The sequence below is a fragment of the Peribacillus sp. NPDC055009 genome (assembly GCF_053608705.1).
Map to the genome: position 1 here is coordinate 100,802 of NZ_JBSGVZ010000001.1, position 12,026 is coordinate 112,827.

Below are 12,026 nucleotides of genomic sequence, written 5' to 3' on the forward strand. Positions count from 1 at the left end.
GACGCACTATTCCCCCAGGAGTCTCGCGCCTTCCGTTTCAATCACATTTGAATGAAAACAGTTTTTTCGTTTTCTGTAGTTTACTTATTCCATCGCTCTAACTTTGGGATTCCTCTTGTAAAAAACTTAGCAATAAATTTTGGCATTTTCATATTTTCCATCATATGATTTTGAACAAATTTTTGCATTTCTATCGCAGTAATATTTTGAGTGAATTCACCATTTAGATAACAATGACTACAATATTTAGTGCTTTTACTACCATCTTTTTCAGTTCCTCCACCTAATTCATCTTTAGAAAGCGGCATTCCACAGCTCTGACATGTTTTATATTTTTTCATTATAAATTCTCCTACAAAAAGTTTTATCCTAAACATTATCTAACAAACAAATATAAGTCAAGACAATATGAATCACAGGTCATCGATACTACGAATCATCTGTTGATGTGAGTATTGCAGCTATTACGAAAAACAGGACTGGAGAAGCGTTTGGCTTTAAAAATATAAATAGGCATAAAAATAACCAGTCAAGCTACTTGCTCAACTGGTTACTGACATTACATGTTAAATTAAAGTTTAAAACGCCGATTCATTATGGAAACTGTTATGAAATATACATTGATATAATTCAGTAGTTATGATAAATTAGTATAGAAACACATTTAATTATACACAAAAACAGTTTACCCCTTACTATAAGTATAAGGTAAAGCTCACCTCTAGTCAACCCCTAATTTCTCATTTTTTAAAGGAGTGTCTGTTATGACCAATGAAATTCGGCAGGAGCAAGAACGTTTGGATGAGGTGATAGAAACAATCACGAAACAAATCAGCAAAATAGAAGGAGAGACTTCACAGCGCAGAAAAGAAGTTGTTAATATCCGTAAACATTTCTGGGATGACCTCAAGGTTAATATCGATACTTTCGATGATTACCTCGAGACCATCATTGGCTTAAGGCAGCAGGCTCAAGACCTGTCACAAAGCGAAGGCGCACATAGATATTCCTTCAAGAGGTTGTCAACACTGCGCCGCATGCAGGAAGTGCCTTATTTCGGCCGGATCGATGTCACTGAAGAAGGGTCTTCCCTTACGGAACAAATTTATATTGGGACCTCCACTCTTACTGATACAACAGGAGAAAACTTCATTATCTACGATTGGAGGGCTCCGATTTCGAGTGTTTATTATGACTATCCTCCAGGTCCTGTAGAATACTCTACTCCCGGTGGCATAATTCGGGGGATGCTGGAGAACAAGTGGCAATACATGATCAAGGGAGGCGTTATCGAATCAATGTTCGATACGAGTCTCACCATTGGAGATGAGATACTGCAGCAGGTACTTGGCAAGGGAACGGATAAGCATATGCACAGTATTGTTGCCACCATTCAACGGGAGCAAAATAGGATCATCCGGAACGATCGCGGACGTCTGCTCATTGTTCAAGGTGCAGCTGGCAGCGGCAAGACATCAGCTGCCCTTCAACGGATCGCTTACCTGCTCTACAAGAATCGAGAAAGGCTGAAAGCGGATCAAATCATTCTATTCTCTCCTAACTCAATGTTTAATAACTACGTATCCAATGTGTTGCCCGAACTTGGCGAAGAGAATATGCAGCAGGTAACATTCCAGGAATACCTGGATCATCGTTTGACTGACTCGTTTCAAGTTGAGGATCCTTATGAGCAATTAGAATTTTTGTTGACTGCAGCGGATGATCCTTCCTATAGCACTAGGACAGCGAGTATCCAATTTAAGGCATCGATTCGCTTCTTTGAGATCATCAAAACATACAGACAATCATTGGAGCAATCTGGAATGATCTTTAGAGGGGTAAAGTTCCGAGGGGAAACGCTCGTCTCGGCCAAACAAATCTCAGAAAGATTTTATAACACAGACACCACACTAAGGTTTCACAATAGGATTGAAAAGTTGAAAGATTGGTTATGTGAGATGCTTGATGAAACGGAAAAGTCCGAGTTGGAAAAACCATGGGTCCAGGAGGAAATCGAGTATCTTAGCAAAGAAGAATATCAGAAGGTATACAACTACTTAGAGAAAAAACGCGGCCTTAATGAAGATTCCTTTGACGATTATGAGATAGAAAATAAAATGCTCGCGCGTATGATTGTTCGTAAGAAATTGAAGACGTTGCGCAAACGGATAAAAGCACTTCATTTTATCAATATTAAGGGAATATACAAGCAACTTTTTGACGAACAAATAATGATCGAACTGTGGAATGAGGGTGAAACACCTGCCGAAAAGGAAATTTGCTTATCAACGCAAAAAATGCTGGACGAAGGTAAACTGTATTACGAAGACGCGACTCCGTTTTTGCTGCTGAAGGAGTTAATACAAGGGTTTCAGACGAATACCGCTATAAAATACGTGCTTGTCGACGAAGCACAAGATTATTCCCCGTTTCAATTCGAGTTTTTGAAACGGTTGTTTCCTTCAGCAAGGATGACCGTGCTCGGTGACTTTAACCAAGCAATATTTGCTCATGCCAGCGAACGGGTGGATTTCCAGACTCTTACCAGTTTATACGGGATAGATGAAACTGAGAGTATAACCTTGGATCAAAGCTACAGATCCACAAAGCAGATTATAGAATTCACACGTGAACTAGTTCCTGAAGGCCATCGAATTAAGGCATTCGAACGTGAAGGCGAGAAGCCTGTGCTGACTCAAGTGTCCAGCCGTGATGAATTGCACCGTAAAATTCTGTCTAAAGTTAAAGACTTTCAAAGCCGCGAGTACAATACAATCGCAATAATCTGTAAATCTGCTGCCGAAAGTGCCGCCGCATACGATGCCCTTAGTGTCCACGGTGAAATTAAACTCGTTCAGAAGGGCACAAATGAATATGAACAGGGTGTTGTTGTTATTCCGGCTTATTTGGCCAAGGGAATCGAATTTGATGCTGTCATCATTTATGATGCATCCATGCAAACATATGGCGATGAGAGCCTGCGTAGATTGTTCTATACCGCATGCACCAGGGCTATGCATAACTTACAAATATATACTGTTGGCGAACCAAGTCCTTTCTTGCACGATGCAACGAAGAGCTTACTTCTGACTTTGGAATAACAAAGTGGAACTTTTCAGGTTTATATGAATGACTATAGTGGAAATACAGGAAGAGCAGTACAGCCTGCCGGGAAAAAAGATCCTGATGTTCCTCAAAACAAAGACACATTTAATTACACGCGTAATTTTAAGTAGATCACTCCAACATAATAGGGTATTAAGGGTTATTGCAGGATAGATTATGAGTTCATGGTTATGCAATTTCCATAGTCGAAATATGGAAAACAGCATTTTGAAATCTGTGTAGAATTTAATTCTATGCAGGTTTTTTATTGGGGTAATCTTTATAAGACTGATTGCAATGATAAAACATTCAAATTTGATTATACATTGGCATCAGGAAATTATTTTATGTAAATTCAAAATAATGTAAAAACAGATTGACTGATTCATTAAACTGATATATCATATCTCATATATAAAACATCATATGTCAAAACTAAATGAAAGCGCTTTCTATAAAAAAGGGAGGGATCATTAACAGGGAGAACCAATGACTCTTTTTGTCTTCCATCTTTTAAGGACAATAAAATGTTAATTCAACATGGTCTGTATTGTTTTAGGAGAAACCCAGTCGCGTGAGATGTATGTAAATGCTTTTTCATAATTGAATAATTTGAAAAACATTATAATTGGGGGATGGGAGAATGGAGATTCAAAAAGAACTTGATATCCAATCGAATAAGACCTTTTTACAAAAGATATGGAATAGTGTAAAGGAATATGGTCCGGGAATTATTATGATTCTTACCATGATGGGAGCGGGTGACCTAATCACTGCCTCTGTATCTGGTGCTAGCTTTGGCTATAATTTAATGTGGCTTCTTGTATTATCTCTCTTAATTCGGTTTGTCATTTGTAATATTATGGGGCGGTACCAGATATACAATAATCAAGGAATGACTATTTTAGAAGGATATGCACGCCTCCATAAATTTTTCCCTTTCTTCTTTGGAATCGCCTCCCTGGTAATAGGGCATTTAATTATAGCGCAAATGATTAAAGGTTCAGGAATAGCCCTCAATTGGATGTTTGGAATTGGCAACGATTTCATTTGGTCAGTTATTGTTGTTTTAGTTAGCTTGTTCATTGCGGGAAGTAATGCTTATAAAAAATTAGAACTGGTCATGAAAGGTTTATTGGCTGTTTTAACAATATGTTTTATAGGATTGGCCGTATATAGCGGACCTGATGTTGGGAGTATTCTTAAGGGGACGGTTGGTTTTGGTCTGCCAGAGGATACAGGTGCATATAGCGTTATTTTGGTAGGTGTTTCATTGGTGGGCGCAGTAGCAGGTTCTCTTACCAATTTGATTTACCCTTATTTTTTACAGGATAAAGGCTGGACGAAACCAGTTCATAAACGGATTCAACGTAATGATTTGTTATTCGGGTTTATTGCGGCCATTAGCCTTACTTTAGCCATATGGATAGTTGGAGCTGAAATCCTCCGTCCAAATCAAATCCAAATCAAGGACATAGATGATATATCCCGTGCTTTATCCATATACATGGGTGATTTGGGATCCTGGGTTTTTTACTTAGGTGTTTTTGCTATCCTTTATAGCAGTGTAATTGGAACAGCGAATGGCTATGCCAAGGTGATTACGGATTGTTATTACAAGGTGACGAATAAGGTATTGACTAAAGAACAGAAAATAGAGGGAGACAACAAATTTAAATGGATTAGTTTATTTCTCCTAATTTCACCAATTATCTGGTCTATACCTGGGACTACTGGATTTGTGGCCCTGACTCTTTTTACGAATGCACTGAATGTAGTAGGTTTACCAGCAATTGCGGTAGGTCTTCTAATCATTTCTAATCAGAAAAAATATTTGGGCAAATATACGAACAACTGGTTTGAAAACATCATGCTAGTAGGGACTACATTATTAGCGATTTGGGGATCATACCAACTTCTCTTAAGCTTCTTCTCTTAATTTGCTAAAAGTGTATTTATGTCACGGAGCCCAAGGTGTACATGCATCAGGAATAAATTGTTAATCTATTTTAACCAAATGCTATAATGGATTTAACAATGTTCAGAAGGAGAATAAACAGAATGAGCGACGATATTATAACAAGAATAAGTATGCAATCACGGTCTGTACGAGAGTTGATTTATGAGGAGCTTAAAGAAGCAATATTGAACAAAAGATATGAGCCTGGAACACATCTAAGAGAGAGGGAACTGGCCAAAGAGTTTAATGTAAGCACTACACCGGTCAAAGAGGCTTTGAGACAGCTTGAAAAAGATGGATTAGTTGTCACACAGGCAAGAAAGGGTTCATTTGTTTCCGAAAGTGTCATGAGCTCAGTGGAAGAAATAAGATGGGCTAGGGCAGCACTGGAGGGAGTTGCGGCACGGTTGGCTGCAAAGAAAAGAACACAAGAGGAATTAGAAAAGCTTGAATCTATCCTAAAAGAGATGGAAGCATACACAAAGGAAAAAAATAGCGAAATGCTGAAAAAGTATAATAGTGAATTCCATGATTTCATCCAACAAACAGCAAAGAATACTTATATTTCTAATCAAATAGAAGCAGTATGCTCCTTTGACAAGTTTTTTAGAGAGAAAGCAATGTCTCATAAGGAGGAACACGAAAGGGCTTTTAATGACCATTATTTCATTTTTGAGAAGATAAAATCACAGGATGAGGTAGGTGCAGAGGATGCCATGCGCAATCACATTAACCGTTCTACAACTTTTACCTTAAACAAAAACAGCAGCAAGTAAAGTCCCCTAATTTTGGAGAAAAAGGTATCTTGAAATTTTACGCCATCTCTCTCTTTTATGTTTCATTAAGATGGCGTTTATGTTATTAAGCCGGTTCAGTTATCTAGTTCATTTAGTTTGTATCAAAGGTTGATAGTGAATTTTATCGGTATAGGTAAAACTCTGTACTAATTTATGATATATCAAATATCAGATATCACTTTTTAACGACAGCTAAATATTTCATAATAAAAATCCAAAGGGGAGATGGGTTTTGTGTTTAACAACAAATTGAAATCTTCGTTCTATACAGATCAACAGGAAACGGTATTTGGAATATTTATTGGTTTTCCAAGTACACAATTGGTTGAAATGGCCGGATATAACGGATTTGATGTTGTTGTCATTGATAATGAGCATGGGATGCTTTCGGCTGAAAATATCGAGCATATGGTAATTGCATCAGAGAATGCAGGAGTGACGCCTTTGGTTCGAGTTGGCTCAAGCAATCCTAGTGAGATTCTAAAAGTGATGGATAGAGGAGCCCATGGAGTTCACGTTCCCCAGGTTGACGAGAAGGAACAGGCTGAAAAAATCGTTGAGGCAGTGAAATACCCTCCAAGGGGGACAAGGGGAGCAGCATTTTCAATGAGGTCAGCTAAGTATGGCACAGTGCCGATTCATGAATACTTAGAACACGCTAATCAACAAAGTTTAGTTTGCATTCATATTGAATCTAGAAAATCAATGGAAAACCTTGAAGAGATTTTAAGTGTTGAAGGAATTGATATGGTTTATATCGGCCCTACTGATTTATCAGTTTCCTTAGGTTTTGGGGGCAGGATTGATCATCAAGAAGTTTTAAAAAGTATTGATAGAATTTACGAAACTGCCAAAAAGTATGGAGTGAGAGTTGGGATACATTCAAAAGATAAAGCTGGTGCAAAAAGCCGAAAAGACTGGGGTGCAGATTATGTAGGCCTTACAGTGACATCTTTGATTAACCAGTCTTTTAAGGATTATATAAAAGATGCAAAAAGTGAAACAGCTTTAGAATCATAATAAAAAAGGGGAGAGGAAATCAATGAGTTATTCAACTTTCAGTGAAAAGCTTTCAACCATTACTGCAATTAATATTGTACCGTTTGAAAAGGAAACAAAGGCGATTAATTGGAAAGGGTTGGAGGAGAATATTCAATTTCTGCTCAAGCACGGAAGCGAAGTGATTGTACCAAATGGGAACACTGGTGAGTTCTATGCTTTGACCCTAGAGGAAGCAAAAGACATAACAAAAGAGGTTGTCCGCCTGGTAGATGGAAGGGCGACTGTTGTAGCAGGTGTCGGTTACGCTGCGGACATTGCGATAGACCTGGGAATTGAAGCTCAAAAAGCCGGTGCTGATTGCGTTATGATCCATCAACCGATTCACCCGTACATTACAGAAAAAGGTGCAGTACAATATTTTAAAAAAATCATTGATGCACTGGATATCCCATCTATAATCTATTTTAAAGATCCAAACCTGAGTGATAATGTCCTAAAAGAATTATCATCTTTGGAGAAACTTGTTGGAGTCAAATACGCTATTAATGATTTACCGAGATTTGCAAAAATTGTTTCAGATATACCTAAAGAGCACAATCTAGCTTGGATTTGCGGTACAGCAGAAAAGTGGGCTCCATTTTTCTTTCATGCTGGTGCAGTTGGATTTACTTCTGGACTGGTGAATCTATATCCGGCAAAATCATTTGAATTATTAACAGCATTGCGTCAAGGCAACAAGGAAATAGTGTGGAAAGCCTGGCATGAGATATTGCCATTTGAGGATCTTAGAGCAAAATATAACAACGGCAATAATGTCGTTGTGATTAAAGAAGCTATGGAACAATTGGGTCTAACTGCCGGTGTAACTAGGGAGCCCGTTTCTCCTTTAGGTGAGCCGGACCAAAAAGAAATATACAACATTCTTAAATCATGGAATTTACCTTTTGAAAGTGTACACTTTTAAGTTACATCCTGGTGAATTTGGCTAAACTCAATTTTTTATTCATTTGCCTGCCTTGTTGACAAGTTTATAGAAGGAAACGACCTCGTTTTTAATTTATAACAGTTCGGACATAATATACTTGGAGGTGAAGGAAATGAGTAAAAAGACAGGAAGAGGTCGCATCGCACCAAGTGTTAACCCGCAGGGACATGGAAAAGATGTGGAATTCTCCACAGAGCCAAAAAGCGAGCTTGAAAACAAGGCAAAAAAGTCCAATACAAAATAAGCGTATTGGTCAAAATTATGGTCATACTTTATAAAGAATGCCCTTCTCTTAATGGAGAGGGGCTTTTATAATCTAAAAGAAGGCTCAATCTGCAGATGATTGAATATCCAACCCTATTTCGTATCACTCCTCGTTTTTTGTCGATGAATCATACGTTTTTGAAGAAGTGGAATGTGAAAGAATAGAAGGATGTGGTTACCGTTAAAAAAATACCAAATACATATACCGCTATGCTAATATGAAAGACTGAGCTTAAAAAATGGAGAGGAGTTACATATGAAAATAAATCGATTAATAGCGAACAATATAAACCATTTAGATTCATCACTGCCAGACGACCAATCATTAGGAATTGCTGGATTATCAGGTTCCGGGAAGACGACTTTTTGTCAAACCATTGGTGAAGAATCCAAGAAGCGTCTCGTTTCCTTATTGCCCAAGTCTGAATATCAGTATTTATTTCCTAATATTATGGAAACCAACTTCAGTGCCATCAAGATGGAGGAAATGCCGCTGGTCCTTTTTCTCGGCAAATCATCCATTTCAGCCAATCCCCGTTCGACCATTGGCACACATACTGGTGTGTTTAAAGAGATTCGTGTTTGTCTTGCAGAAAAATTCAATCTTTCTCCGGAAGTTTTTTCATTTAATAATGCTTTAGGCTGGTGCCCCACTTGTAAAGGACGCGGTACGACGAAAAATGTCGAATGTCCAAAGTGTGAGGGGAAGCGCTACAATCCAGAAGTCGAGCAATATACGATTGAATTATTAGATCGCCCGCATACTATTTCCGATATTAACAACTTAAGCATCGAAACGATCCTTTCACTCTCAGAGACCTTACATATTAGTGAAGCTAAACAGCATATTCTCCAAAATATAATCAATATGAATATTGGTTATTTAGGCTTGAATCGTATTATGGGGACAGTGTCTGGGGGAGAATTAACCCGGCTTTATTTGGCCGAATTCATGGCAACAAGTGAAAATACCGTGATCATCATCGATGAAATCTCCGTCGGTCTTGATCATCAAACCCTTTTGAAAATTTTGGAACAGATTAAGCAATTAGGTTATAAAAATCAAATTTGGCTCATTGATCATTCAGATACGGTGCTGGATAGCACTGATGACCAATTGTTCTTTGGACCCGGCAGCGGAAAATATGGCGGGAAAATCGTTGAGGAATCACCGCGGCCCAAACCAATCAGCTGGAAGCGAAATGAAGCAGCACCAACGGAATACTATCAATTTCAGGATCTTTACTGCCGTAATATTCAAATGGAAGAAATCCGGATTCCCAAGAATAGACTCGTTACCTTTACGGGTGAGTCAGGCTGCGGTAAATCTACACTAGTCAATGAATGTATCTCTATAGATTTTCATAAGCGGTATCCAAAGGATAAGCTGGTCATGGTCGGGCAGGATCGAAACAAATCGATTACAAGTCGTTCAACCGTTGCGACGTTTCTTGATATTAAAAAGAAACTAACCAAATACAGTGATGAAATTGATGATATTTTTCAGCGTTCGATCGAAGATATCATTGAAGAATTGCCAAAAGAAGACATCGCTCATAAACGCTTGAGCTTATTGATCAAACTTGGGCTTGGTTATTTGACGTTAGAAAGAAAAACACAAACACTATCGACGGGTGAATTTCAATGTGTCCACTTAGTTTCCGAGCTGTTTGCGAAGACAAGAAATCCGCATACGCTGTTCATTTTTGACGAGCCTTCAAAAGGGTTATCGCAAAATATTTTAAACCAATTCATTGATAGTGTCAGAGTCATTCTAGATGATGAATCCGTCTCCATCATCATGATTGAACATAATGCCTATATGCTGGAAAGCTCGGATTATATCGTTGATTTTGGTAAAAGACAGCTAACGCCTGTCCAGCATCTTGACGTTGTCAGTCATGATGATTATTATCGTCACAAAAACAGTGACGATCAAGTGGAGCCATTGCAAATCTCTTCCACACTTCGGTCAAAAAATGGCATCAATTATTTACAGGAAAATCATCTGGACTATTTCAAAAAGGCTGAGAACGTCTATAAGGGCGGCATTTTAAAAAGCTTATCACCAATCGCTCGTGTGATTTATGGGGAGTACGAGTCAGACACGATTGCACCTGTCATCGCCATTGACCTTGAACGGCACTTGTACAGTCAATATACGTTTCTTTATGAATTGGGCGGAATGATCAACCATATAGTGGCTGCACATCCGACCAATAAGGATACAAGAAGCTTTGATTTCTATTCTGCAGAAAATCATTGTCCGAGCTGTTCGGGACGCCGGGTCATTGAAAAATTCGATTTCGATGTAGTCATACAAGACAAAAACGTGACATTCTGGGATGGTTTATTACATCCGGACGTGATGGAGGTATTAAAATATTATCAGCATTCAAAACTGCAATTCCTGTTTGATGAGATCAAGAATGAACTCGGTCACGACATTAGTAAAAGCTATAATGAGATGACAGATGCCGAAAAGCATACCTTCTTATATGGGTATTGGGAAAAGTCCTTTTACGATAAAGCGGGCAAGGCATCGCGAATTTGGGAAGGATTCAATTTCATCATAGGGCGTTATATCTTCGTATCGAAATCAATCATTAAAGAGCAGATGAAAGAAACAAAAGAGATGATCGACTGTCCAGTCTGTCAAGGAACGGTTCTCAAACATCATAAAAAGCTGATTTTTGGTGATACGGACATTCGCGAGCTCATCCAACAGCCAATTGATCAAGTCATCAAAATTGTAGGAAAGCTGCCGGAACTGGAAAAACTAAAAGCGATTGTGGGCGGCGATATCGCACTCACTGATGATGTCTCATTCCTTCCACGTGAAACAAAAGCGGCATTGAAAATGCTTGAGCTCGAACTAGCAAGCTTTGTCGGCTATGAAGTGGTTTTACAAAATACCCAGCCATTCTGGGACAGCATTAAAGGCAATATCGAAGCAATCAGCAGCAAAAACCAGATCACCATCTGTGACTTTGCCAATATTAACGAAACAAGAGAAACCATTATTGATAAATATTTCACCAATGGCAAATACAAAAAACTAACCTATGTCTATGAAGCATTCGGCTACAAAAAAATCGTTACCCAAATCAATAAAATTAAAGCAAGTCATAAATGCCCATTCTGTAATGGCAAGAAAGTCATTTCAGAAGACAACATCCATGACGGTGTGTATAAATTAACGATCCCTTGTGTGAGCTGTCATGCCAGTGGCATCGATGATGAAGGTCGTAAAGAAATCGTCGAAAGCATCGAAGTACAAACCTGGCTGACAGGGAAAGTAAAGGATGTCGTGGCTGAAAGTGAACGTACCGAGGCCGTTGCAGATATCCCCATTTTCGCCCGGATTCGTGAATTGAACAAACGAGACATGATGGCGGTTTATCAATGCCTTGACCAGAAAAAATAAAGCAAAAAGTCCGCTGATAATGGCGGACTTTTATTTTGCGGACATAAGGGGCTAAGAGTCTAATAGTGAGGTGAAGGTCGAAAAAAATTCGCAAGCGGTCGAATATAGTGCAGGGTAGGTCGAATACTAAGCGGGGTAGGTCGAATACTGAGCGTGAACGGTCGGATACTATGTGGTTTAGGTCGAATAATGTGCGTGAACGGACGAAAAGTGTGTGGTTTAGGTTGATAAACTGCGTCATTGACCCAAAACAGTGCAGACAGTCGGCGGAAAGTGATTTAAAACAAAGTTGATAGGAGCGGGTGTGCGAGACTCCTGCGGGAAAAGCGTGTCCAAGGGAGACCCCGCAGGCGCAAAGGCGCCGAGGAGGCTCCCGGACCGCCCGCGGAAAGCGAGTGCCTGGAGTGGAAATCAACGGTCAAATATTAAAAACCTAAAAAACCTTAGACAAACTAAAAGTCCGCCGTAAATGGCGGACTTTTTTTA

8 protein-coding genes are annotated in these 12,026 nt (G+C 39.0%); 7 read left to right on the forward strand and 1 reads right to left on the reverse strand.

Features of this window, described 5'->3' with window-relative positions; translation table 11 throughout:
• Window positions 1-80: 80 nt before the first annotated feature.
• Window positions 81-341 carry a zinc ribbon domain-containing protein gene (locus ACWF5P_RS00525; protein ID WP_434167770.1) on the reverse strand — a complete coding sequence of 87 codons (261 nt, stop codon included), beginning with the start codon at window positions 339-341 and terminating at the stop codon, window positions 81-83.
• A gap of 423 nt (window positions 342-764) precedes the next feature.
• Here ACWF5P_RS00525 and helD point away from each other — a divergent pair, with 423 nt between their 5' ends.
• From helD to ACWF5P_RS00560, 7 genes are all read left to right on the forward strand, one after another.
• Window positions 765-3,101 (forward strand): RNA polymerase recycling motor HelD, encoded by a 2,337-nt coding sequence (helD, locus tag ACWF5P_RS00530; protein ID WP_452444435.1) that lies wholly within the window; start codon window positions 765-767, stop codon window positions 3,099-3,101.
• Window positions 3,102-3,748: 647 nt separating this feature from the next.
• Complete coding sequence (locus ACWF5P_RS00535) at window positions 3,749-5,044, forward strand: Nramp family divalent metal transporter (RefSeq protein ID WP_452444436.1); 1,296 nt, start codon at window positions 3,749-3,751, stop codon at window positions 5,042-5,044.
• A 98-nt stretch (window positions 5,045-5,142) separates the two neighbouring features.
• On the forward strand, window positions 5,143-5,841 hold the full coding sequence (locus ACWF5P_RS00540; protein WP_434167767.1) for an FCD domain-containing protein: 699 nt from the start codon (window positions 5,143-5,145) through the stop codon (window positions 5,839-5,841).
• Window positions 5,842-6,096: 255 nt separating this feature from the next.
• A complete protein-coding gene (locus tag ACWF5P_RS00545; protein ID WP_434167766.1) occupies window positions 6,097-6,882 on the forward strand; it encodes an aldolase/citrate lyase family protein in 786 nt (261 codons plus the stop codon).
• A 22-nt stretch (window positions 6,883-6,904) separates the two neighbouring features.
• On the forward strand, window positions 6,905-7,828 hold the full coding sequence (locus ACWF5P_RS00550; RefSeq protein ID WP_452444437.1) for a dihydrodipicolinate synthase family protein: 924 nt from the start codon (window positions 6,905-6,907) through the stop codon (window positions 7,826-7,828).
• A gap of 133 nt (window positions 7,829-7,961) precedes the next feature.
• On the forward strand, window positions 7,962-8,093 hold the full coding sequence (gene sspL, locus ACWF5P_RS00555) for a small, acid-soluble spore protein L (RefSeq protein ID WP_061464729.1): 132 nt from the start codon (window positions 7,962-7,964) through the stop codon (window positions 8,091-8,093).
• 276 nt (window positions 8,094-8,369) lie between these two features.
• Window positions 8,370-11,540, forward strand: a complete 3,171-nt coding sequence (locus ACWF5P_RS00560; RefSeq protein WP_452444438.1) for an ATP-binding cassette domain-containing protein — start codon at window positions 8,370-8,372, stop codon at window positions 11,538-11,540.
• The last annotated feature ends 486 nt before the right edge of the window (window positions 11,541-12,026 follow it).

Bases quoted from the DNA above. Each gene is read 5' to 3' on its own strand.
- sspL (WP_061464729.1), top strand. From the start codon at position 7,962: ATGAGTAAAAAGACAGGAAGAGGTCGCATCGCACCAAGTGTTAACCCG.
- helD (WP_452444435.1), top strand. From the start codon at position 765: ATGACCAATGAAATTCGGCAGGAGCAAGAACGTTTGGATGAGGTGATA.
- ACWF5P_RS00560 (WP_452444438.1), top strand. From the start codon at position 8,370: ATGAAAATAAATCGATTAATAGCGAACAATATAAACCATTTAGATTCA.
- ACWF5P_RS00525 (WP_434167770.1), bottom strand. From the start codon at position 341: ATGAAAAAATATAAAACATGTCAGAGCTGTGGAATGCCGCTTTCTAAA.
- ACWF5P_RS00550 (WP_452444437.1), top strand. From the start codon at position 6,905: ATGAGTTATTCAACTTTCAGTGAAAAGCTTTCAACCATTACTGCAATT.
- ACWF5P_RS00540 (WP_434167767.1), top strand. From the start codon at position 5,143: ATGTTCAGAAGGAGAATAAACAGAATGAGCGACGATATTATAACAAGA.
- ACWF5P_RS00535 (WP_452444436.1), top strand. From the start codon at position 3,749: ATGGAGATTCAAAAAGAACTTGATATCCAATCGAATAAGACCTTTTTA.